This window comes from Acinetobacter thutiue (assembly GCF_030385805.1).
GTDB classification, from domain to species: domain Bacteria; phylum Pseudomonadota; class Gammaproteobacteria; order Pseudomonadales; family Moraxellaceae; genus Acinetobacter; species Acinetobacter corruptisaponis.
Map to the genome: position 1 here is coordinate 494747 of NZ_JAUDZE010000001.1, position 24439 is coordinate 519185.

Sequence of the window (24439 nt, forward strand, 5' to 3'; positions counted from 1 at the left end):
CACATTCAAACAGGCGAACATAGTTCACCTCTACAAATTTAGATGTAATGTAGGGTCGAACTGTGTTCAACCCCTATGATTTAGTGTCTTAATCCTATGTGAGATTGATTCTTCGCATTACTTGCTAACTTTCCTGTAAATCAGGATCATTAAAATTGGCTTCCCTGATTTTTTCAGCACTCATCAAAAAGACTAAACCCAGTGCAAAACTCAAACCACTAAAAATAAAGATACTGCTTGAGATTGGTAGGAAGCGAGTCAGTGCGCCCATAATGGTCGTGGCAATTGAATCCGATGCCGCATCTTGAGCCAACCAAATGGCATTGATTCGCCCTAAATATTCATCAGGGGTATGACCTTGCACAATACTATATTGCAATAGATTCGCGATGGCAGAGAGATAGCCAAATACGCTCAGAATCACCAAAGTCAGTACAAACCAATGCGATAACCCTACGAGGAACATACAGGCAAAAACCGCCAGACTAATATACAGCATCACCGTACCAGGACGAGAGAGTTGTGATGTCCAGCCACTGAGTAAAGCCCCAAGTGTTGCACCCAATGGTACGGCTGAATACATCAAGCCCAATTCAAATGCGCCACCTCCAAATTGCTGATCGACAATCTGCGGAAATAAAATCCGAATCGCACTACTAAAACCAAGAATCGTCCCAATTAAAATGGTGCTACCAACAACCTTATTTTGAAAGACAAATTTAAAGCCTTGTAATAATTGTTGAATCGGATGTTCATCTTCATCATTGCCTTGTGGTTTAAGTTGAGGCAAGCCAATTAATAACAGTACCGTGATCAATGTACCAATGGTCGAAAACCAGTATGCCCAAGCGACATTACTCAGGGCAATCACAATTCCGCCAATGGCAGGTGACAACACAGTGGCGAGACGTACGGACACCATACTAATCGCACGAGCTTGTACAATATTTTCCCGACCCACAATGATCGGCATAATCGCCATCATGGCAGTCACGCCTAAAGCGCCGAAGAAACCATCCCATGCGCTGAGGAAATAAATCGCATACAGTGAGGGTGTATCGAGCATGGCATTGATTGCCAAGCCCATAAAACCCAGACCGCAGACAAAACGAGCCAATAAAATCAGCTTTTTACGGTCATAACGATCTGAAAGCACACCACCGAGCAATAGACCAATAAACATGGCAACGCCCTCAAATGCCATGACAATTGCCACTTGCAACACATCGCCAGTCATTTGATAGACTTGCTGTGGAATCGCAACGATCAGCATTCCGATGGTGAGCAGTGAAACAGTGCGGGCAATAAACACATTACGGAAATGTCGATTAGTTTTGAGTAGACTAAAATCAGTCAAGATATGTTTAAGCTTCATGCTTGGCATCCTTTAATTGGTAGACTTGGCTGAGATAGTCATTCAGTAATGGTCCTAAAGTGGTGAGCTGTTCAGGCGACAATAAATTTTCATGACTGGCTTCAGGCAAACGAATCACGTCCAGTTCATTGACAAAAGGCTGCCAGTTTTCAAGCGGTTGAATATAGTCAGGTAAGGATTGATCAGCGACAAAGACATGAATTTTGCCTGCATAGCTTGAGGTTTGATGCTGACTGAGTAGGCGCACCGCATCCCGATAATTGGCAAAAATATAGTCCTGCAAACTGTCTTTTTCTTCATTCAGGACTTCATCCGCACCATCCAGAACCTGGTTAAAGAACTGGATTTGTTCTTGTTCTGCTTCTTCGGTGACGACATCGGCATTTTGCATATCCCAATCATGGATTTCAGCAGGATAGGTATCGAGTAAGCCGACAAAGGCAACTTCATGCCCCAAACATTGCAGGCGATCAGCCAAACCGTAGGCAATGGTGCCGCCCAATGAATAGCCCAAAAAGGTAAATGGTCCCTCAGACTGGATTTCAAGGACTTGTTTTAGTTGATGATCAATCAATTCTTCCATCGTTTGGCTATACACCAATGCACCGTTTGGACGAGGGGATTGCAACCCGATCAGGCTAATATCAGGATGTAGATAACGATTCAGTACGCTGTACTGCCATGCCAAGCCTGAACCTGGATAAATACAGAACACAGGTTTAGTTTTTGCCTGTCGAATAATAAAGGTGGTATCAAAACCTGCATCATCATTGGCTTGATTGATCAGGCTTTGCAGTTGTAACTGTTCAGCCAATTTTTCAATATTTGCGCCAGTCATGATTTGATTCACGGCGAGACTTCGATCAAAGGCTTTTTTAATTTCAATTGCCAATTTCATCGCTAAGATCGAGTGTCCGCCCAATGCAAAGAAATCTTCCTCAACCTTAATACGACGCTGTAGTGCTAAAATATTCTGGAAAATCTGTTCCAGTTTTAATTCAGCTTCACTGGATGGCAAACGACTATTTAAAGTATTCGATGTTTGCGGTTGCGGTAGGGCTTTACGATCCAGTTTGCCGTTATGACTGAGCGGGAATGTTGCCAATGTCATAAAGTGGTTTGGAATCATATAGGCAGGTAAGCTTTTTGCCAGACGTTTTTTTAGGCTATTGCTATCCAAAGGCTGTGTGGTTTTGAGATAAGCGACCAGTTGAATATCAGCAGTATTTTGATCATTTGCTACAGGATGAACCACCACTTCATCAATCTGTGTGACTAGACGGATTTGCTGTTCAATTTCTCCCAATTCAATCCGTTGCCCACGAATTTTCAATTGATCATCAGCACGTCCGACATATTGAATACTGCCATCAGCATTCCATCGGGCAATATCGCCTGTGCGGTACATACGTTGCCCTGATAGAAATGGATTGGCAACAAAACGGGTTGCGGTGAGATCACTACGTTGTAAATAGCCGATTGCCAATTGATCACCTGCCAAATATAGCTCACCCTCAGCACCAATTGGTTGCGGACGTAAATATTGATCAAGAATATAAAGCTGGGTATTCCAGACAGGATAACCAATCGCAATACTGCTTTCAGGCGTTGCTTGCGGCTGTCGGGCATCCATATAGCTGACATCGACTGCCGCTTCAGTTGGTCCATACAGATTATGCAATTCACAGCTAAAATGTTGGTTAAAAGACTTTGCCACTGCGGTTGGCAATGCTTCACCACTACAGAACACTCGTTTCAGTGGCAAGGCTTGACGTTGCTCATCAGTTAAAAATTCCGTTGCCGCATTTTCAAATACCGCCAGCATCGACGGTACAAAGTGCAGGGTGCTAATGTCATTTTGTTGAATCACATTGAGCAATGCCATTGGGTCACGATGTGCATCGACAGGTGCCATCACCAAACGAGCACCGACCAGATATGACCAGAAAAACTCCCATACCGACACATCAAAACTACAAGGCGTTTTTTGCAGGATTGTATCGTGACAACCGAGTGGATATTGATTTTGCATCCACAAGATACGATTCACAATCGCCTGATGCGAGACCATCACACCTTTCGGTTGCCCCGTTGTGCCAGAGGTATAAATCACATAGGCAGGATGCTGTGGGTTAACCAAGCTAATTTTATAATGAGTCAGGCGAATATCTTCCGCATCAAACAAGGCATCAAAATCAAATCGTGGCGTTTCAATTTCGGCTAATAAATCTTGTTCTGTGATGGTCAGACGAGGTTTGGCATCCTCAAGCATATATTTAATACGTTCAGTTGGATGCTGAATATCAATTGGCAAATAAGCTGCGCCTGCTTCAATCACCGCCAAAATCGCCAGACTAAGTTTAACTGAACGAGGTAGGGCAATCGCCACAATATCGCCCGCCTGTACCCCAGAACGTTGCAACACTTTGGCAAGTGCACAGACTTGCTGACGTAACTGCGCAAAAGTCAGTTGTTGCTGTTCATCACATAGGGCAATCAGATCAAGATTGCGCAATGCCTGCGTTCTTAATAATTGCTGTAATGTAGTCTGTGGCACATCATGGTTAGTTTGGTTGATCTGTTGAATAAATTGCTCTTCAGCATTCACTTGTAACAGATAGTGATGCAGTGCGGTTTCAGGCTGATTCAGGGCAATTTCAATCAACTGTTCAATGCGTTGCAGGAACTGCTCAGGTTGAGCAATCACGCCACGTTGTTCCAGTAACAGTTCAATGTGCTGATCAGGAATCACCAATAATGCCAGTGGATAATGGCTATAACCCCGATTGGTCAGCTTTTCAATTTTGGCTGAACCAAGCGTTTGATGTAGATATTGATGATCAGGGTAATTTTCCACCACCAATAAGCTATCAAATAAACTACCCAAGCCCAGTTGTTGCTGAATTTCAGTTAAACCCAGACCATCATGCTCCAGATGGCGAATGTGCAGTTGTTGCAAGTGCTGTAGCTGCTGCCACAGATTTTGTTGCATATTCAATTGCACCCGTACAGGAATGGTATTCAGGAACAAGCCAATTTGTTGATCTAGTCCATTGATCGGGGCAGAACGCCCAGCCACAGGTGTACCAAAAATCATATCTTCACGATGTGCATAAATCTGTAGGCACATTGCCCAGATCATTTGCATAAATACATTTAAGGTAATGCCTGTTTGACGCAACTTTTGTTGCAGTGCTGTGCTCAGGGTTGGACTTAAATGGTGGATACTTTCCTGTACCTGTTGTTGTTTGGCGTGTTCAAACAATACTAAAGGCTGCACATGGACAAGGTCTTGCTGCCAAATTTGCTTGGAAAGGCTATGATCCTGTTGTACCAGTTGCAGAATCACATCGGCATAGCTATGCGCTGGAACAGTTAGGCTTTGTTCAGGTTTTTGATAAGCCTGAATAAAATCCTGCATAAACAGTGGAGTAGACCAACCATCGGTTAGCAGATGATGCACCATCAAGATCAGTTCAGATTGCTGTGAATTGTGCTGAATCAGCACGGCACGAATCAGTCCATAAGGCTGATCAAGTTGCATCGGTTGCTGTAAAACGTGTTCAATCGTCTGTTCTAATTGATCTTTTTCGCAATGGTATTGTTCAACCAGCCACATTTGCGTTGGGTTTGGCGAATACACAAAAATTGGTTCATCATGCAGATTGCTATCAAAACAGCCACCCAGTTGAGGATGTTTTCTCAGCACATTGGTGAGTGCCTGTTGCAACTGAATCAGGTCAATTTCGCCATTTAAACTCAAACGGGTAAAGGCATTATAACTGGCATTTTGCTGTTCAATTTGCGAATGGAACAACATGCCTTTATGCAATGGTAGTAATGGCAGAACGATACTGTCCTGCGTATAGTGCTGTTGTACTTTTTGAATCAGGGCCTCATCAAACACCTGTTGAATGGTGTTATCGTTTGATTTTATTTCCAGCGCTTCAAGTTGAGTCGCCATTGCTGCAACGGTTTTTAACTGGAACACATCACTGGGTTTAAGTCCATAACCGTGTTGGCGTAACTGGGTACACAGCATAATTGCTGAAATACTGTCACCGCCTGTCATAAAGAAATCGTCATCAATCCCGATCTGCTCCAGTTTCAACACAGAGGCGGCAATCTGACACAGCAGTTTTTGCTCAGGCGTTTGTGCAACGCGGCTTTGGCTACGAATTTGCGGTTTTGGTAATGCTTTTTTATCGACTTTACCACTGACATTACGAGGAAATTCCTGCATGACAGTGAGTGCCGATGGCACCATATAATCAGGCAGGTTTTGGCGTAACAAACTCAGATAATGCTGGCTCAGTTGCTCACTTTTAGCTTCATCCAGTTGAATATCTTTGACCACACAATAGCCTAGCAGGCGATGACTGTTGTTAATCGGTTCAGCAATCACCACCACACTTTCAATATCTGGTAGGATGGATAGCGCATTTTCAACCTCACCAATTTCGACCCGATAGCCCCGAATCTTGATCTGGTCATCACAGCGTCCCATAAATTCCAGTTTGCCCGCCATATTCCAGCGCACTAGATCACCTGTACGGTACATACGCTGACCCTGTTCAAATGGGTTGGCAACAAAACGAGTCGAGCTGAGATCGGCACGACCTAAATAGCCGTTGGCAATGCCAAAACCTGAAATATATAACTCGCCAATCACGCCAATTGGGCAGCGTTGTAGATTTTGATCCAGTACATAGGCTTGGGTATTACCAATCGGATTGGCAATCACAGGGCGTTCAGACAGTTTTAATTCAGCTCGAAAGGTATCAACGGTATATTCAGTTGGGCCATATAGGTTATGCGCAAATAGGTTCGGTTGGGCATTCAGTTGTTGCCACAATGCCAATGGCGCAGCTTCACCGCCAATTAAAATCAAGCTTGGATGATGCTGATGTTCCGCAAATAAACCATTACTGATCATCTGGGCACAGAATGAGGGCGGTAAATCTAGCGTATCAATTTTGCGTTGCTGAATTTCCTGTACCAAGCCATAGGCATCACGACGCATATTTTCATCAAAAATATGCAGTTCCTGCCCCCATAACAGCCAAAACACCTGTAACCATGACGAGTCAAAGGAGAATGAATGGGTATGTGCAGCACGGAGCGGACGTTCGGGGAAACGTTGTTGCACTGCCTCCAGTACAGGGAAATAAATCGTATGTTGATGCGACAGGATTAGATTGAGTAATGAACCATGCGTGTTCATCACGCCTTTTGGTCGCCCTGTACTGCCTGATGTAAAGATCACATAAGCCACATCCTGAAAATCAAAATGGCGTTGTTCCGCAGTAATATCGCTTGGGTCTTGTTGCTGAATTTGCTCACGTACCGACACATCATCCAGATAAATCTGTGTTAAGCCCTGTGGAAGCTGTTGTGCCAAAGCCTGTGTGGTCAATACAAATAAAGGATTGGCATCCTCACACATCATTTGCATACGATCTATCGGATAGTCCAGATCAAGTGGTAAAAAGCTTGCACCCGAATTTAGCACTGAGAGCATCATCACCACTGATTCAGCTGAACGGGGAATTGCCCCTGCAATCACGGTATGCTTTTTTGCACCATTGGCTTGCAGGAAACGGGTCAGTTGGTTGATTTGGGTTTTTAATTCAGCAAAAGTCAGTTGATAGAGTGAATCACGTTCACCGCTTAGAATCGCAGTACGTTCAGGATATTTTTGTGCCTGTTCATAGAAAATATCCAGCACATTATTATACTTGTCAGGATGCGCAACACGGGGGCCAGTTCCTGCCTGAGTCAGTAACTGCTGTTCCTGTTTGGTGGTAATGCTAAAGGTAGCGCAGGGATGTTCGGGTTGTGCCAGACATTGTTCCAATAGCAGCGTTAAACGTTGACTGTGCATCAACAATTCATCCTGACTATAACGTAAGGCATCCGCTCGTAATTCGATAATCAATTCCTGATTTTGCACAATAAATGAAAACTCAAAATCGTCGATTGGACCTGTGGAAATATGATGGGTTTTCACCACCTGATCATCAATGACGAAGTCCTGATCAAAGGCCTTATAATTTAGAATTGCCCCATAAATCCGTTCATGCACATCAATCGAATTTAGGTCACGTAAAATCTGTTCGGCATCATATTTTTGATGTGGGCGAATCTGATTCAGTTGCGCTTGTACATGCTGTGCCAAGTCTAGCCAGCTTTGTTGTTGCGTCACACTAAACTTGACAGGCAAGACATTGACGGTAGGCAACAGCGAACGAATGGCCTTAGACCCCAGACGACGCATAAAGGGGATGCCCATGACTAATTCAGACTTATCGGTCATTTTGTAGATATAATGTAATGACAATGCCATCATCATGTCAGGTAAAGCCAGTTTGGCAGTGGCAGCTAAAAGCTGAATTTGTGCCAAAATGCCTTGTGAAAAATGCAATTGATGCTTAATAAATTTGGCAGTGGTTTTAGCCGCTAAATGATGTGTGCTTAAGCTCACAGGTGTTGGTAAATCCTGACAGTAGGATGTCCAAAAGTCCTGATCAACCTGAAACTGTGGGCTCTTTTCATAGGCCTGACGTTCTGCAATCACTTCTGTGACAGTAATAAACGGTGAGGCTTTAAGCTCAGTCTGCTGTTGCAATTGCTGATACAGCCCGACAATACGTTTGGTCAGGTTAATGATACTAAAACCATCCAGCATGATGTGATGGTAACGTTGATACCAATACACCTTGTCATGGCAGATAAACAGCACCTGACGATAAAGATGGCTATCATTATTTTTTAATGATTTTGCATATTCCCGATCAGTTGGCATCCAGTCCCATAAGCGTTTTTGTGCCTGAGCAGGGCTGAGATGACAAAAATCAAATTCTTCAATCTGAATTTGCGGATTGTGATTGAGCTGGAAAAAGGGATGAGTGGGATCAGAAGAATAACGTGCCGTGACGGTATCTGCTTCACTCAAGCCCAGTTCAATCGCTTGTTTAAAAATGCTTAGATCAACACTTTTTGGCAATTCCAGACAATGCGCAATGGTATATAAATCTTCAATTGGACTGAGATGGTCGGCAAGGAAAATCCCTTGTTGGGTTGAAAGCAGGCTTAGGCGAATCGGTTCTTGGGTAAATTCATGCTGTAGGGCTTGATTCATGGCAATTGCTCCATTAAGCCGATTTGAATGGATTAATCGATTTCCAGTGTTTTTCTACATATTGGATACACGCTGCACGGCTATCTGCGCCGTGTTGAATGTCCCAACCTTTGGGTACAGGATGAAATTCAGGCCATAAGCTATATTCACCTTGATGATTTTTCAGGACGAAAAATGATAAATTTTCATTGTCGAATGGATTGAGATAGTTTTCTTGTAAAGTACTCATCATATTTTTCCTTTGAATCTAAACGGTTTTATGAGGAAAGCAGGATTTGCAGGCTGGCGATCAGGTCATGTCTCCAATTGACTGCATCATGTCCACCTGCAAAGGTGTGAATCTGGGTGTCTACAAATGGATTTAAATGAACATAAAGCTGTTCACTGTCTTCACGCATATCGGTTTCACACTGTCCAGCACGGATCAGGATGTTTCGATCTGCTGGAATACGCTGTACATGTTGTGGAATAAGCTCCAAAAAACGTTGTTGATGGTCTTTAAAAAAAGAACTTTGTGAATAGTCCGACCACCAATAAGAACCTGACTGTAAAATTAGTTGATGTAGTGCATCTGGATAAAGCAGTAAGGTATGCAGGGCGCATAAGCCCCCTAAACTTTGACCGCATAAGCTGACTTTGCAATGATCCAAACCAAACTGCTGTTTAAGATGGGGAATGAGTTCCTTAACCAACGCTTGCGAAAAAAGGTCACGGCAGCCATAGTCGAAGCAGCGTTGTTCATTATTGATACTGTGGATAAAGGCATAGCGGGCAGGAACAATTTTGTTCTGATCAGTCAAGGTTTGAAGCTGTTGTAGAATCGGTAAATGTCGACTCCAGACTTGCCCATCCAGAAAAATAATCAGCGGTTGATTTGCTGAAAGTTCATCACCAGTTTGATAGAGATCAACAGGGTAAGTGCTATTGAGCAAGACACTTTGCCACTGCAATGAGCGATATTGAATCGGTAAATCCTGAATATAATTTTCTTCTTTTTCAGTTAAATGCACTTGATTGACCCAACGAGCCACCTGTGCAGGATAGGCAGGATAAGGATTTAAGGGATCAATTTGGGCATGTTGTTGTAACTGCTTTTGCCACCATTGTCGACGCACTGCGGCATCGGTACTTTGAGGGGCAAGATCAGTTGTTGTGACCAGTACATAACTGCCTGACCAGTCATGCGGTAACTCAATTTCAAAAAAGGCAATGTCGGTATTTTCAATCCGCTTAAACTGATTCCATTGCTGATAAATCGAGGATGTTTGTGAATATATATCAATAAAAATCTGTTCAGCCTGTGATTGACAACGCCATAGAAAAGTGCAATGCGTACGATGATTCTTTTTTAATATCAGTGGATTGCCAATATGCTGGACTTGACTCCACCAGTTTTTTGAACCCAGATCATTTTGCTGAAATAGGGGATGAGTTGCGGTTTTAACAGTGTAAGGGAGGGTGGTTGGCTTCATCTTGAGTCCCTAGAGTGACCAGAAAGCGGACTCACAATACTAAAATGATTCTTAATAGTAAATGAAAATAATTATCATTATAATCAATTAAAAAAAGCATGAATTTATCATTTATAGATAAAACAATAACTTAATTCGTATAAAAGTTTATAAAATATCCAGAAATTTCTTATTTGATAAAAATAATAATAATACGATACTTGATTATAACGATAATTATTTGCAATTATGCGCAGGAATTTATTGGTGCCTTGTCAAGGTTCGTGGCAGGCACAATATCCAACTTAATGATTCCACGATCAGTTTGCGATGTTTGTTACGGAACTTTAATCGTTCCTCACATTTCATCTCTATTGGAGTATTGATATGCGCTCAACCGTCATTGTCACGGGAGCTGCCAGAGGAATTGGTGCAGCGATTTCATTGAAATTATTGCAGCAAGGTTTTTGTGTGGTTGGTTTAGACCAGCAGGCACAACCTGAACAATGGGAAATAACCCAAAACCTGACACCAGATTGCCATTCAGGTTGGCAAGGCATTTGTCAGGACATCACAATTGAAGACCAGACCCATACCATAATTGCGGACATTTTAGAAAATCATCAAGTGATTGGATTGGTTAATGCTGCAGGTATTCTGATTATGACCTCATTACTGGATGCCACATCGACCGACTGGCAACGGATTCTGGCAGTGAATTTGTTGGCACCGATTGCGATGAGTCAGCAGGTTGCCCAATATTTTTGTATGAAAAAACAGGGCAGTATCGTTACGGTTAGTTCCAATAGTGCACGTATGCCACGTATGCATTTGGGTATGTATGCGACGACTAAAGCTGCGTTGAGTCATTACTGCCGTAACTTAGCGCTAGAAGTTGCACCGCATCAGGTGCGTGTCAATATTGTTTCGCCTGGCTCAACGTTGACCAGTATGCAGAAACAGCTTTGGACCAATGATCAACCACCAGCCGCCGTAGTCGATGGTGACCTTGCTCAATACCGAACAGGTATTCCATTGCGAAAACTGGCTGAACCTGAAGATATTGCCAATAGCGTGATTTTTTTACTGTCTGAGCAAGCTTCACAAATCACCATGCAGGAAATAGTGGTCGATGGTGGGGCGACCTTAGGGGTTTAAAGCCATTATTCCAAACTTAAAACTTTATAAAAAGATCAATCACTAAGGAGTAGTGCGATGTCGATTCAACATCCCTATTTTATCCAGAGAGAAAACTATACTGAGAGCCGTGTTGCATTGGCACATGAGATTTTTCAATGTGACCAAGCAGCAGCTTTCTGTTTTACCACTCCAGATTATATTCTACAGAGTCAGCGAAAACTGCAAAACATACAGGTGAGTGAGCAGAGCCAATTGTCAGACTGGTTGCAACAGGCACGTTTGCAACTGAAACAGGCGATTGCCGATGGTCATCATCAAGCCAAAATTTTGGGTGGTATTCCATTTTGTACCTCACAAGATTTAAACCTAATGATCATGGATGAGGTTAAGTTTTATCAAAAAGCAATTTATACCCAACATCATCAAGCCTTGCCTGAACAAAGTATTCGAGAAGCCTGTTTTATTCCATCAGGACAACAATACCAACGTCAGGTCGCTGAACTAGTCGAAAAAATGCAGCAGGGTAAACTCAATAAAGCGGTACTTGCCCGCATTTTACAGTTAGAACTGACAGATGAAATAGATGTGGCACAACTGTTTTATCAGTTATCCAAAGATAATCCAGAGGGTTATAACTACGCTGTCGCCAGAAATGCACATCAGGAGGGTTGGTTTGTTGGCGCAAGTCCTGAATTATTGGTTGCCAAACAAGCTGCGCAAGTCTGGAGCAAACCAGTCGCTGGCACTTTGGCACGAGATGCTGACCCGATTCAGGATCAGGAAAATGCCAAATACTTGTTAAATTCTGCCAAAGATCAGCATGAACATGCGGTGGTGATTGAAATGATTGCCGATCAACTCAGTCCATTTTGTAAAAAGCTACATATTCCAAAACAGCCATCGTTAATTAGAACCAAACGTCTTTGGCATTTGGCAACACGGATTGAGGGCGAGCTTAAAGATCAGGATACTCATGTCTTTGATCTGGTGGAAAAACTACATCCAACCCCTGCGATTTGTGGTCAACCGACAGCGGTTGCAAAATATTTGATTGAACAGCTTGAACCGTTTAATCGGGAATTGTTTGCAGGAACAATGGGTTGGGCAGATGAACAGGGCAATGGCGAATGGTCGGTGACGGTACGTTGTGCCCGTATCCAGCACAATATTGCTCGACTCTTTGCGGGGGCAGGCATTGTTGCGGCTTCCGATCCACATGCTGAACATGCCGAAACAGCCGCCAAGTTTAGAACGGTACTGGATGGTTTTGGTTTTAGTTCGGCACAAATTATGGACAAGGTGAAATAACATGCAGAATTACCTAGAGGGTGCAGTGCCTTATCCAGAACAATTTGCCAATTTATACCGTGAAAAGGGGTATTGGATTGGACAGAATCTAAGTGATTTTTTGCAGCAATCAGCAAGTCAGTATACAGATAATATTGCCATTTTCGATGCTGAAACCGAAATTAACTATCAGCAATTTAATCAATTGGTGAGTTATTGCGCCACACATTTATATCAACATGGTTTACGTGCAGGCGATAAAGCAGTCGTACAAATGCCGAATTGTTATCAATTTTATGTGGTATTTTTTGCGCTGATTCGTTTGGGTGTGTTGCCAATTATGTCTTTGCCAGCTCATCGACATGCAGAGTTAAATAGCTTCTTTCAACAAACAGGTGCAAAAGCTTATTTTTGTGCTGATTTTGGCGCACAGAAATTTGATTATCGGGAATTGGCTCGTAAATGTCAGTCCGCAAATCCTGAGCTACAGCATATTTTTGTGTTGGGTGATCAGGCTGAATTTTCCAGTTTGGCTGATTTGTTAGAAGAAACAGTTATTTTAGAACAAGCGATCAATCCAAGTTTTGCTGATCAGGTGGCATTTTTACAGCTTTCAGGTGGCAGTACAGGGATTCCCAAACTGATTCCTCGTACCCACGATGAGTATTTATATAGCGTGCGTGAAAGTGCCAAAATTTGCCAACTTGAGCAAAGCTCCCGTTTATTAATGGTATTGCCCGCAGCACATAATTTTTCTATGAGTTCGGCAGGCGCATTAGGGATTTTTTATGTGGGTGGCGCAGTGGTATTGGGTACAGACCCGAGTCCTGAAACAGCATTCAACTTAATGCGTAAACATCAAGTCACTGATGCCTGTCTAGTGCCTGCTTTGGTTCGCCCGTGGATGGATAAGGCTCGTAAAGATCAAGATGATATTTTATCAACTTTAAGCTGCTTGCAGGTTGGTGGCGCACGTTTGCCTGATACGGTAGCAACCGCATTAATCCAAGAATTTAATGTGAAGTTGCAACAAGTATTTGGCATGGCTGAGGGCTTGGTCAATTACACTCGCTTTGATATGTCAGCCGAGCAAATCATTCATACACAAGGCATTAAAATTTCCGAAGATGATGAAATTCTGGTACTGGATGACAATGATCAACCTGTAGCAATTGGGCAGATTGGGCATTTACTGACAAGAGGACCTTATACGATTCGTGGCTATTATCAAGCCGCAGAACATAATGCCCGATCATTTACGCCCGATGGTTTTTACCGTACAGGCGATCTAGTTCGTATCCGTGAAGATGGCTGTATTGTGGTCGAGGGACGCTCCAAAGAACAGATTAATCGGGGTGGCGAAAAAATTGCCACTGAAGAAGTAGAACAAGCTTTAGTGACTCATCCGCAGGTGCGTTTAGCTGCATTGGTGGCGATGCCCGATGAAATGCTGGGTGAAAAAAGTTGTGCCTTTATTGCATGGCAAACACAGGACAATGAGCCAAGTGCGATTCGTCGTGGTATGCAATTACGCCAATACCTCAAAGACTATGGTTTAGCCACTTATAAGATTCCTGATCGAATTGAGTTTATCGAACAGTTTCCTTATACCGCTTTTGGAAAAATTGACAAAAAAGTGTTGCGTAAACAAGTTGAAGCCGAAGTGGTTTGAATTTTCCTAACCCCTTTTTAAACGTAGGGGCACCGAGTTCTTAGTTTCTACTTGATTTTTAACCTCTCCCTAACCCTCTCCTAGCAGGAGAGGGAATATCACGAATTATATACGAGAGACTTATATGACTATCCCTAAAATTGCCAGTTATACCATGCCACAGGCAGATGAATTTACCGCAAACAAAACCCATTGGCAGCTTGATGCTAAAAAGTCGGTTCTACTTGTACATGATATGCAGCAATATTTCTTAGACTTTTATGACCAGACTCAACAGCCGATTCCTGAACTTTTGAGAAATACCCAAGCTCTAATTGCACAGGCACGTCAACTGAATATCCCTGTGGTCTATACAGCACAACCAGGTGACCAAACCCCTGAACATCGTCAATTATTGACAGATTTTTGGGGCACAGGTTTAAAAGCAGATCCGCAAATCACCCGTATTCATCCTGATGTGGCTGCAATTGAGTCCGATATTGTGATGACTAAATGGCGTTATAGCGCATTTAAATTTTCTGACTTTGAACAGTTGATGCATCAGTGGGGACGTGATCAGTTGGTGATTTGTGGCGTTTATGCGCATATCGGTTGCTTAATGAGTGCAGCCGAAGCCTTTATGCTGAATATCAAACCTTTTGTTTGTGGCGATGCAATGGCAGATTTTAGCCGTGAAGAACACGATATGGCATTGAAATATATCAGCACACGTTGCGGACAGGTGATGAGTACGGATCAGGTTTTACGTTTATGGGAGTTAAAAGATATGGCAACCGTATTATCGAAAGAGGGAATTATTGCCGCAGTCAGCGAGCAACTCCAGATTCCTGTGACGGAAATTGAATTACATGATGATTTGTTAATGTTGGGTCTGGACTCTGTACGTTTGATGACATTGGTTGGGAAATGGCAAGCACATGGAGCAAAAGTCAGTTTTGAAGATTTAGCCGAACAACCGACTTTGGATGTCTGGATTGAAAAATTGGTGGCTTAATTTTTCATAATTTATTGAACAAAAAAATGGCAGAGTTAATCTGCCATTTTTTACTCTGTTTAAATGTTAATCTTCCTTAATCCGCCAATTCCTAACACGGGCAAACACATCCAAATTACGCCATTCCAGTTTTGGTACACCGACCCAACTATGTACGATGACGAACAGGAAAGCGGTAAATAAAGGAATTAAAATCGTTCCAAAAATTACACTGCCCAATACACTAATCCCGATTTCATAACGGCTTGCCGCACCTGCACCTGTGGCAAATACCAATGGAATAATCCCTGCACCAAAGGCAAGTGAGGTCATAATAATGGGGCGTAAACGCAAAGATAGAGCTTCATAGGCTGCTGCGTATTTATCTCGACCTTGCGTGAGTGCAGTTGAGGCAAATTCCACAATTAAAATGGCATTTTTACACGACAGCCCAATGGCGGTTAATAAGGCAATCTGGAAATACACATCATTTGGCAAATCAAATAACCATGCAAATAAGATTGTACCTGTAATCCCTAAAGGCAAGCCCAATAAAATAATCAACGGAATTTTCCAGCTTTCATATAAAGCCGCTAAACACAGGAAAATAAACAGGATTGAAATCACATACAGATAAATTGCCTGATTGCTGGATTGTTGTTCTTGCAAAGACAAACCACTCCATGCCAGATCAACATCTGCCTGCTGATTAATTAAGTCCGAAAGTTGTCCCATCGCCTGACCAGAACTAAAACCCTCACTGACACTGGCTTCAAGTTGAATTGCCGCCAAGCCCATAAAACGGTTTAACACTTCTGGACCACCTGTCCATTCGGTCTGGGCAAAATGGGAAAGGGGCAACATTTCGCCAGACTGATTCCGTACATGCCAATAACGTAAATCTTCAGGTTTAGAACGGAATTCGGTATCGCCCTGCATAATGATTCGTTTGATGCGCCCACGTTCCACAAAATCATTGACATAGCTGCCGCCCCAAGCGGTTGACAAGGTTGAACGAATTTCCTGCTGCTCAATACCGAGCATTTTGGCTTTATTTTGATCCAGTTGTACAAATAAAGCGGCTTTGTTGTCACTGACCAATGGGCTTAAATCAGTAAAAGCAGGGTAGTTTTTCGCTTGTGATTCAATATCGGCAAACTGTTGTTGTAGATTTTCCCGACCTTTACCTGCCACATCACGCAGCCATAACTCAATCGCATCAGACTGTCCCAAACCTGAGACACTGGCAGGCATGCCGACCATGACACGGGCAGGCAGTAGATCAGAAAGTCCTTGTTGTAAACGGGCACGAATCGCAGGTGCAGTATTTTCCGCACCTTGACGCTCATCCCAATGTTTGAGTGACACAAATGCCATACCCAAATTTGGTCCTTGACCAGAAAAGTTCTGTCCATTCACAATCAGTACAGTATTAATATTTTTGGCTTCTTGATTGAGTAGATAATCATTGACCTGTTTACCCACAGCTTGCGTTTGACTGAGTGAAGCACTGTCCTGTAAGGTAAATTGTACCGCCAATAAACCCTGATCTTCATTGGGAATAAAACTGGTCGGCAAGGCACGATAGACGAGAACCAAAGCAAAAATAATTGCCAAGACACCCAGCCCAGCCAAAGCCTTAAAACGTAGCAAAGACTTGGTCAATTGGACAAATAGGGATTTGATCCGATTGACTCCATTTTCCAGATACTGTCCCCAAACAGGTTTTTTATGTTCTTTTTTGAGTAATACAGCACATAAAGCTGGGGTAATCATCATCGCTGCAATCAGCGAAAGTAGCATGGCAGCGACCAGTGTGATCGAGAACTGACGGTAAATCATACCTGTCGAACCACTAAAGAATGCCATTGGAATAAACACCGCAGTCAGCACCAAGGTAATCCCAATCAATGCACCACTAATTTCTTGCATGGATTCAAGACAGGCTTCACGGACTTCAAGCTGTTTTTCATGGATCAGGCGTTCGACATTTTCCACCACCACAATCGTGTCATCTACCAGCAAACCAATTGCCAAAACCAAAGCAAACAAGGTCAGCGTGTTAATACTCATCCCTGCCAAGTACAGAATAATAAATGTTCCGCAAATCACAATTGGCACAGTAATGGTTGGAATTAGGGTCGCTCGCCAGTTCTGTAAAAATAAATACATCACCAGAACCACCAAAACTACCGCTTCCAGCAAGGTAAAAATCACCTGTTTGATGGATTCCTGAATAAATGGCGTATTATCGCGTGGATAAACCACTTTATAACCCGCAGGTAAATGCTGGCTCAGTTGAGCGACTTTTTCCTTAATCAGTTTTGAGCTTTGAATGGCATTGGCATCTGGACTCAGATAAATACCCAAACCCGCAGAGGGAAAGCCATTCAGCCTATTTATACTTTCATAATTTTCTGCACCGAGTTCAACTCGTGCCACATCTTTTAAATAAACCAAACTACCATCGATATTGGCTTTCACCACCACCGATTTAAAATCCTCAATGGTTTTCAGGCGTGAACCTGCGGTGACTTTGGCATAAATATTTTGATGATCTGCGGAGGGCATTGCACCAATCGAACCCGCAGCGATTTGAGTATTATAATCTGACAGCGCTTTTTCAATATCACTCGGCATCAACTTATAATTTCGAAGCTGATTTGGATTGAGCCAGATCCGCATGGCATAGGCTGAACCAAAAATATCCACTTCACCCACACCCTGAATCTGGGTCAATGGTTGCTCAAAATGAGTAATCAAATAATCAGATAAATCAATATTACTGGTTTTACCTGTTCCGTCATAAATGCCCACGATCAGTGATAAATCACCTGTGGTTTTCCAGATATTGACCCCTTGACGCTGGACCTGTTCAGGCAATCGACTCAGTGCACTATTCATCTGGTTTTGCACTTGAACCTGTGCCTTATCAATATCTGTTCCAATTTTAAAATGAATATCAATGCTGCTGCGACCAGAGGATTCACTATTCGAGGTGTAATACAGCAGATTGTCGATACCCTTGATTTGCTGTTCCAGAATCTGGGTCACGCTTTCTTCAACGGTTTCGGCAGATGCTCCACGATAAACCGCAGCAACACTGACACTTGGTGGGGCAAGGTTGGGATAACGTTCAACAGGCAGTGCTAAAATCGAAAAAAAGCCTAAAATCAGGATGATAATAGCAATGACTGATGCAAATATGGGGTGGTAAATAAAGAAGCGAGGCAACATTATTTTATCTACTTATGCATAAATTGGTAATGGAAGTTGGAATATGGCGATATTCAAAAGGACGATTATAATTCAATTTTACATAAATAAGAATGATTATCAATTTCAAAATAAAAATAGTTATAACTATTGAATGATTATCAATAACTGGTTATGATGCGCAAAATTTACAAATGCTAACAATTAATACTTGAAATTGTTATCAATAAGGAGGAAATGAAAAGATGGTTTTAACTAAGAAAAAGTTAGTTATTGCGGTTGCCGCATTAGCACCATTCACAGTGATGGCAAATGAACAGGGCAGCTCAAATCAACAAGAACCTCAACGCCTTCAGACCATTGTGGTTTCAGCCGCATTAACAGAGCAAAACATAGACAAGGCACCTGCATCTATCAGCGTAATTACCAGTGAACAGATTGAAAGAAGTGCTGCCTTAAGCGTAGCAGACGTTTTGCAAAAAGAAGCGGGTGTTTATAACTATAACAGCGGACAAGATAAAATTGTGATCCGTGGTATGCAGGATACTTCTGGCAGCTATACATTAATCCTGCTGAATGGTAAACGCACTTCTTCTTCAGGTGCAATGTGGCGCGGCAATGACTTTGACTGGAGTTCAATTCCACTCAATAGTATTGAACGTATTGAAGTCATTCGTGGTCCAATGTCATCACTTTATGGTTCAGATGCCATGGGTGGTGTAATCAATATTATTACTAAAAAAGCAAAACCAGGTGAAATTCATGGTTCTGTTTTCACTCAGTTTAATAGAGTGGACAGTGGCAAAGGTAAAAACCAGTCACGTTATGGTTTTAATTTAAATGGCGGACTAACTGATGGTGTCCGTTTTAATCTTTCAGGCGATGCCTATAACCGAGATGCATGGTATAAGCAACAAACCGATGCTTCAGCTTACTTTGTTGAGAAAGAAACAACCAATTTAAACGGAACTTTGAACTGGGACATTAATGACCAGCAAGCACTCGATTTAGATGTGAATTATAATAAAGATAAAAGACCTTTAACCCAGGATACAAATTGGGGTTCTCAAGAAATGGAGATGGACCGTACCAATATCGGTTTAACTCACCGTGGTAATTGGGGATGGGGTAAAACAGAAGCCTATATCGGTAAAGAAACCGCAAAAATCGATGATTATGACACTGACTATGATGCACCACAAAAAAGACATTATAAACAGGATAATTTAATTGCCAGAGGGTTTACCAATTTTGATTGGTTGATGAACAACACGACTTTAGGTGCAGATTATAAAGACCAAAAAATCACTGATCCTATTTCATATACAACAGGCAGCTCGAAGCAAAAGAGTTATGGTGTATTTGTACAGAATGATACCCACATCACAGATGCTTTCACGGCTACGGTTGGGGGGCGTTATGACCATTTCGATAACTTTGACGGTAAGGCTACTGGTAAGGCTTATTTAGCCTATGAGCTTGCAGATGGGATTGTGCTAAAAGGGGGCTTTGGACAGGCTTACAAAGTACCTGGTCCATACCAGTTAGATGAAAATTACCGTCTGGTTTCTTGTGGCGGAAGCTGTTTCATTCGTGGTAACGCGAACTTAAAACCAGAAGAAAGTAATAACTACGAAGCATCCTTGATTGTGACACAACCAAACTGGAACTTTAACATCACGGCTTTCCAAAATGATGTTAAAAACCTGATTGAACGTATCAAAGACCCAGCACCAACAGATCCGAAGTTCCCAAACAAATGGGATAACGTTGCCAAGGCCGAGCTTAAAGGGGTTGAAGTAGCGGCAGGTTATGACTTCAGTGATGCTTTTGGTGTTAAGGGGAATGCGACCTATCTAGATGCAAAAAATAAAATCACTGATAAAGATTTGACTGAGCGTCCAGAATGGATGGCAAATGCCTTTATTACCTGGACACCTGTTGAAAATTATAAAATGAATTTTGGTGCGAGCTATATTGGGCAACAAATGTTGTCGGCTACAGAAGAGTTGCCATCATATACGACCTATGATGTAACCCTAACTTCAAATCTGACTCAAAACTTAACCCTAGACTACGGTGTTAAAAACCTGACTGATGTTGACTTGAAAGATAAGGATGAGGGCTTCAATACCAAACTTTATGGACGCAATTATTTTGTGAAAGTTACCTTTAGCTTCTAAGCTTAAGTTTACAACCTGCCATTTCAAGAAATGGTAGGTTTTTTTATTTTAGAAAAAATATAGCGATTTCTATAGGTTAAGGAGTGTTTATGTTTTCAGAACGATTGCTTAACACAGGATTAGGGGCAACAACTGCCAGACTGGCTGTTTTGGAAGTCATTGCGAATCATGGGGGACTAACAGCCGATGACATCTATATGATGGTCAATAAAAACAGGGAAGTAAAAATTGGCACAATTTATAGGGTTTTGGCTGATCTTGAAAAACATCAATTGATCAAGAGAATCCTGTTTGGACGAAATAAAAGTATCTATAAGTTACTGGAGCAAAAAATAAATTGTAATGTCATGGATATGCAGAATGGCAAAATGCAACCCTATCATAATGAAGAGGTTAATCAGCTATTGGAGCAGGTTTTGCTTAAACTAGAGGATGACTTCTCTACCATTGACTTGATTTTATATAAATAATTCCATTTAGAAATCTCTCTGTGATACCAACTAATTTTAAATCACTTTAAACCATATAATGACTCTCCAATAATTTAAAACCATGTTTAAAATGGTTATATTACTTGTATTCTTTTAACAAAGTCTTGAATTGATTAAAAAACAAAGTCACACTCAGATTTAATTCCTTTAAAAAATTAATTCTAAGTAGTACGATGATAGATATAGAAACACATCCACTCACTCCATTTTTGCCTAGCAATGCAAAACTGCTGATGCTGGGAAGCTTTCCACCACCTCAGAATCGGTGGAAGATGAACTTCTACTATCCAAACTATCAAAATGATATGTGGAGAATCTTTGGCCTGATTTTTTTCAGTGATAAAAACCACTTTTTAGATTTACCCAATAAAAATTTTAAGGAAAGTCAAATCCGTGAGTTTTTGTCCCAAATTGGAATTGGGATATTTGATACGGCCTATCAAATTAAACGCTTGCAGGGCAATGCCTCAGACAAGTTCCTGGAAATTGTGACTCCAACCGATTTGTCAGCCTTGCTTGAGCAAATGCCAATGTGCCATACCATTATGACAACGGGAGACAAGGCCACAGATACGCTGATGCAGCATTTTCCAGATCAGCCAGTCAAGCCCATGATCGGTCAATCGGTAGAGGTTGGTTATGACAATCGTGAGCTAAGTTTATACCGCTTGCCCTCATCATCACGGGCCTATCCATTGGCACTGGAAAAAAAAGCGGATGTTTACAAACAGTTCTTTGAACAAATTGGTTTGGTTTAATTATAAAAGGAGGGGAAATGGATGAACGATGTCGCCAGTCCAATCGACTTACGCAATTATGAGGATGCTGTGGAATGGCAAGACACGGCGAATGTGAAACGCCCGTGGAGAAAGGATTTCTTTGATTATTATGTCAATCTGATTAAGACGCATGCTTCTGATCAAGGTCATATTCTGGAGTTGGGAGCAGGGCCAGGATTTTTAGCGCAACATTTATTGTCGCAATTGCCCAATATTCAATATACCGCTTTCGATTTTTCTGAGGCTATGCATCAGCTTGCTCAACAGAAGTTAACCTCCTCTGAACGGGCAAGAGCCAATTATTTCATTGGAAACTTTAAAGAGCCTGAGTGGCAAAATGCTGTAAATCAAAAATATGACTTTATTATCATCCATCAGGCATTGCATGAGCTTCGGCATAAAAAATATGCTGCCGATTTTCATAAAAAAGTAACAACCTTATTAGAACCTCAAGGTTGTTACTTGGTTTGTGATCATCTATGTGCACCTCATGCCATGCAAAATGACCAGCTTTATATGAACAAACAGGAGCATATCGACGCTTTAAAAGCAGCATCTTTTGAAAATATTAAGATGCCTTTAGAAATTGAGGGTTTGTGCCTGTTTGAAGTGAAAATCAAATAGAGAGTCACATCATCCATTCCACTGGAAAATAAGACACAAAATGCATGGTAAATCGCTGGAATTTAGTGCTTTCAGGGTCATGATGATGTTCAACAACTTCACCATTTGGTTGATGTTCATACCAAACGATATTGCCATTCTCATCCAGTTTGAGTTGGTAGGCGACTTGTAGCAAATGCTGGTCAAGCATCGCGGTAATCTGATCCTGTAAATGGTCGGATTCAACCACTAAACCGACCTCGGTATTTAAATGGGCAGAGCGAGGATCGAAATTAAATGAGCCAATAAAAACTTTCCCATCCACATCAAAGAATTTTGCATGTAGGCTTGAGCGATTTTTGCCTTTTTTAGGAATCACGCTACCTGTAGCAATTTCATACCAAGTTCGCTTTGTTCTTTCAATATTGGGTTTGAACTCATAAAGTTGTACGCCGTTTTGCAAGAGAGGCTTACGGTATTGACTATAAAAAGAATGAACCACGGCAACATCATTGGCCACTAGACTATTGGTAAGTACCCGAACCTTAATTCCATTCCCAGATAATTGATTTAAATAAGCGGTACCTTGCTTGGTGGGTACAAAATAGGCCGAAACCAGTTCCATATGTTGTTCAGGTTTGCCCATAATCTTTAGCACTTGAGAATATAGCAGATTGTCACCCTTTGCCTGTCCCAATGCCTTATTGGGATGATCAGCAACAAAATGAGCCTTTGCCCATTGGATGGGATAATTTTGTAATCTTAATTTTAAATAATCCTGTGCTGCTTCCAGTTTATCTTCCGTTGGGGTATTAACCTGATTCAAAGCTTTATAAGTATCTCTTAAACTTTCAAGTTGCTGTGGTGTTCCCGTCCCAATTAACTGCTCAGTTGAATAACTGAGATCATTATTCCAAAATTCATCAAAAACCTGTTCAGCCCGATCAACCGCCTTGCCATAGAACAAAATATCCATATCGCTAAACTGGAATTGATCGCTTGCTTCAAAATACTCGCTGCTGATATTACGACCACCTGTGACTGCAATCGACTGATCAGCAATTGTCAGCTTATTGTGCATACGATGGTTCACTTGGTTGAGCCGAAATATATAATCAATAAATCGTAAGTGTCTAAATTTATAAGGATTGAAAATACGGATTTCAAAATTTTGGTGGTGGGCAAGGGCCCTTAAGGTTTTATCAAGTTTTATTCCATTTTGATCGTCAATCAGTAAACGGATTTTTACGCCTCGGTCTGCTGCACTCAGTAATTCATGCAGCATCATGTTGCCAATGGCATCGTCATTCCAAATATAATATTGTAAATCAAGCTGATGTTTGGCATTTCGAATTAAGTGAATCCGTGAAGCAATGCTTAAAAAAGCATCATCCAAGGCTAAAAAAGCGGTTAAACCATGTTCAATATTGAGATCGGCTTGTGGATCATTCATCCACTTTGTTTTTATTTGCACAGAATTACTCCGATCATGATTCTGGTTTGGTGGTAAAGAACAGCCACTTATTCCTAACATGATAACAAGTGTCGTTATCTGAAGATGGTATGAGTTTTTTATCATTTTATTGTTCAAGCACGTGAATCCAACTTTAATTTATACAATATTGATTTTATTATCTAAAAACTTTTTATTTCCAAGGTGATAATGTAATTTCTAAGAAAAACAATAATTTATTATGGATGTGGTGGAGGCTTATACATTTTTAGTTGTTAAAAAAATTCACCGAGAACAGCAAAATCATATATGGGTTAATCAATTATTGAGCTTTGGTACTATACTGGTGTATAGTATATTTTTAGATTTAATGTAGTCGACATTATGCCTAAACAATTAGAGGATAAAAAAAAGATTCTCACACGTGTAAGACGAATCCAGGGGCAAGTACAGAGCGTTGAACGTGCTTTGGAAAATGACACGGAATGCGCTGATATTTTGCAGCAAATCTGTGCAGTTCGTGGTGCATTAAATGGTTTAATGACTGAACTTCTCGAAATTCATTTAAAGGATACCTTGGTGGTAGGTGAATCTTCAGAGCTGCAACGCAGTCAGGAACTAACTCAAGTCAGTAAAATTCTTAAATCTTATTTAAAGTAAAAATTAAGGAGTATC

At 41.6% G+C, this 24439-nt stretch carries 15 protein-coding genes; 9 read left to right on the top strand and 6 right to left on the bottom strand.

From position 1 onward, the window contains the following. Window positions 1-124: 124 nt before the first annotated feature. From entS to fes, 4 genes are read right to left on the bottom strand one after another with little or no spacing between them, the layout of a single operon-like run. Complete coding sequence (gene entS, locus QTA56_RS02370; RefSeq protein WP_267979358.1) at window positions 125-1375, bottom strand: enterobactin transporter EntS; 1251 nt, start codon at window positions 1373-1375, stop codon at window positions 125-127. Beyond that, window positions 1365-8516 (bottom strand): non-ribosomal peptide synthetase, encoded by a 7152-nt coding sequence (locus QTA56_RS02375; RefSeq protein WP_267979360.1) that lies wholly within the window; start codon window positions 8514-8516, stop codon window positions 1365-1367. The genes entS and QTA56_RS02375 overlap by 11 nt, the downstream gene beginning before the upstream one ends. A gap of 13 nt (window positions 8517-8529) precedes the next feature. Continuing rightward, window positions 8530-8745, bottom strand: a complete 216-nt coding sequence (locus tag QTA56_RS02380; RefSeq protein WP_267979361.1) for an MbtH family protein — start codon at window positions 8743-8745, stop codon at window positions 8530-8532. 28 nt (window positions 8746-8773) lie between these two features. Further along, window positions 8774-9988: an enterochelin esterase gene (gene fes / locus QTA56_RS02385; RefSeq protein ID WP_267979362.1), complete on the bottom strand. Its 1215-nt coding sequence runs from the start codon at window positions 9986-9988 to the stop codon at window positions 8774-8776. 366 nt (window positions 9989-10354) lie between these two features. Between fes and QTA56_RS02390 the strand changes: the two genes are divergently transcribed. The 4 genes from QTA56_RS02390 (at window position 10355) to QTA56_RS02405 (ending at window position 15060) form a co-directional block, all read left to right on the top strand. Further along, on the top strand, window positions 10355-11125 hold the full coding sequence (locus tag QTA56_RS02390; RefSeq protein ID WP_267979363.1) for an SDR family oxidoreductase: 771 nt from the start codon (window positions 10355-10357) through the stop codon (window positions 11123-11125). A 57-nt stretch (window positions 11126-11182) separates the two neighbouring features. After that, complete coding sequence (locus QTA56_RS02395; RefSeq protein WP_267979364.1) at window positions 11183-12415, top strand: isochorismate synthase; 1233 nt, start codon at window positions 11183-11185, stop codon at window positions 12413-12415. Window position 12416: 1 nt separating this feature from the next. Beyond that, complete coding sequence (locus tag QTA56_RS02400) at window positions 12417-14066, top strand: (2,3-dihydroxybenzoyl)adenylate synthase (RefSeq protein ID WP_267979365.1); 1650 nt, start codon at window positions 12417-12419, stop codon at window positions 14064-14066. A 124-nt stretch (window positions 14067-14190) separates the two neighbouring features. After that, the gene (locus QTA56_RS02405) at window positions 14191-15060 is read left to right on the top strand and encodes an isochorismatase (RefSeq protein WP_267979366.1); all 870 of its coding nucleotides are present in this window, start codon (window positions 14191-14193) and stop codon (window positions 15058-15060) included. Window positions 15061-15126: 66 nt separating this feature from the next. Here QTA56_RS02405 and QTA56_RS02410 read toward each other — a convergent pair whose 3' ends face one another. Then, window positions 15127-18276 carry a multidrug efflux RND transporter permease subunit gene (locus QTA56_RS02410; RefSeq protein ID WP_267979367.1) on the bottom strand — a complete coding sequence of 1050 codons (3150 nt, stop codon included), beginning with the start codon at window positions 18274-18276 and terminating at the stop codon, window positions 15127-15129. A 224-nt stretch (window positions 18277-18500) separates the two neighbouring features. Here QTA56_RS02410 and QTA56_RS02415 point away from each other — a divergent pair, with 224 nt between their 5' ends. The 4 genes from QTA56_RS02415 to QTA56_RS02430 all read left to right on the top strand — a co-directional run bounded on the left by QTA56_RS02415 (window position 18501) and on the right by QTA56_RS02430 (window position 22332). Next, window positions 18501-20438: a TonB-dependent receptor plug domain-containing protein gene (locus tag QTA56_RS02415; RefSeq protein ID WP_267979368.1), complete on the top strand. Its 1938-nt coding sequence runs from the start codon at window positions 18501-18503 to the stop codon at window positions 20436-20438. 89 nt (window positions 20439-20527) lie between these two features. Then, window positions 20528-20908 carry a Fur family transcriptional regulator gene (locus QTA56_RS02420; protein ID WP_267979369.1) on the top strand — a complete coding sequence of 127 codons (381 nt, stop codon included), beginning with the start codon at window positions 20528-20530 and terminating at the stop codon, window positions 20906-20908. Window positions 20909-21102: 194 nt separating this feature from the next. Further along, the gene (locus tag QTA56_RS02425) at window positions 21103-21687 is read left to right on the top strand and encodes a uracil-DNA glycosylase family protein (RefSeq protein ID WP_267979370.1); all 585 of its coding nucleotides are present in this window, start codon (window positions 21103-21105) and stop codon (window positions 21685-21687) included. Between the two features lie 21 nt (window positions 21688-21708). Beyond that, the gene (locus tag QTA56_RS02430; protein ID WP_267979371.1) at window positions 21709-22332 is read left to right on the top strand and encodes a class I SAM-dependent methyltransferase; all 624 of its coding nucleotides are present in this window, start codon (window positions 21709-21711) and stop codon (window positions 22330-22332) included. A 4-nt stretch (window positions 22333-22336) separates the two neighbouring features. On the opposite strand, the gene QTA56_RS02435 is transcribed toward QTA56_RS02430, so the two are convergent. Continuing rightward, the gene (locus QTA56_RS02435) at window positions 22337-23845 is read right to left on the bottom strand and encodes a phospholipase D family protein (protein ID WP_267979372.1); all 1509 of its coding nucleotides are present in this window, start codon (window positions 23843-23845) and stop codon (window positions 22337-22339) included. Window positions 23846-24148: 303 nt separating this feature from the next. Between QTA56_RS02435 and QTA56_RS02440 the strand changes: the two genes are divergently transcribed. After that, the gene (locus QTA56_RS02440) at window positions 24149-24424 is read left to right on the top strand and encodes a metal/formaldehyde-sensitive transcriptional repressor (RefSeq protein ID WP_267979374.1); all 276 of its coding nucleotides are present in this window, start codon (window positions 24149-24151) and stop codon (window positions 24422-24424) included. Window positions 24425-24439: the final 15 nt, after the last annotated feature.

Excerpts from the sequence above, each read along its gene's own strand:
- entS (WP_267979358.1), bottom strand. The coding sequence starts at position 1,375 with ATGAAGCTTAAACATATCTTGACTGATTTTAGTCTACTCAAAACTAAT.
- QTA56_RS02375 (WP_267979360.1), bottom strand. The coding sequence starts at position 8,516 with ATGAATCAAGCCCTACAGCATGAATTTACCCAAGAACCGATTCGCCTA.
- QTA56_RS02380 (WP_267979361.1), bottom strand. The coding sequence starts at position 8,745 with ATGAGTACTTTACAAGAAAACTATCTCAATCCATTCGACAATGAAAAT.
- fes (WP_267979362.1), bottom strand. The coding sequence starts at position 9,988 with ATGAAGCCAACCACCCTCCCTTACACTGTTAAAACCGCAACTCATCCC.
- QTA56_RS02390 (WP_267979363.1), top strand. The coding sequence starts at position 10,355 with ATGCGCTCAACCGTCATTGTCACGGGAGCTGCCAGAGGAATTGGTGCA.
- QTA56_RS02395 (WP_267979364.1), top strand. The coding sequence starts at position 11,183 with ATGTCGATTCAACATCCCTATTTTATCCAGAGAGAAAACTATACTGAG.
- QTA56_RS02400 (WP_267979365.1), top strand. The coding sequence starts at position 12,417 with ATGCAGAATTACCTAGAGGGTGCAGTGCCTTATCCAGAACAATTTGCC.
- QTA56_RS02405 (WP_267979366.1), top strand. The coding sequence starts at position 14,191 with ATGACTATCCCTAAAATTGCCAGTTATACCATGCCACAGGCAGATGAA.
- QTA56_RS02410 (WP_267979367.1), bottom strand. The coding sequence starts at position 18,276 with ATGTTGCCTCGCTTCTTTATTTACCACCCCATATTTGCATCAGTCATT.
- QTA56_RS02415 (WP_267979368.1), top strand. The coding sequence starts at position 18,501 with ATGGTTTTAACTAAGAAAAAGTTAGTTATTGCGGTTGCCGCATTAGCA.
- QTA56_RS02420 (WP_267979369.1), top strand. The coding sequence starts at position 20,528 with ATGTTTTCAGAACGATTGCTTAACACAGGATTAGGGGCAACAACTGCC.
- QTA56_RS02425 (WP_267979370.1), top strand. The coding sequence starts at position 21,103 with ATGATAGATATAGAAACACATCCACTCACTCCATTTTTGCCTAGCAAT.
- QTA56_RS02430 (WP_267979371.1), top strand. The coding sequence starts at position 21,709 with ATGAACGATGTCGCCAGTCCAATCGACTTACGCAATTATGAGGATGCT.
- QTA56_RS02435 (WP_267979372.1), bottom strand. The coding sequence starts at position 23,845 with ATGTTAGGAATAAGTGGCTGTTCTTTACCACCAAACCAGAATCATGAT.
- QTA56_RS02440 (WP_267979374.1), top strand. The coding sequence starts at position 24,149 with ATGCCTAAACAATTAGAGGATAAAAAAAAGATTCTCACACGTGTAAGA.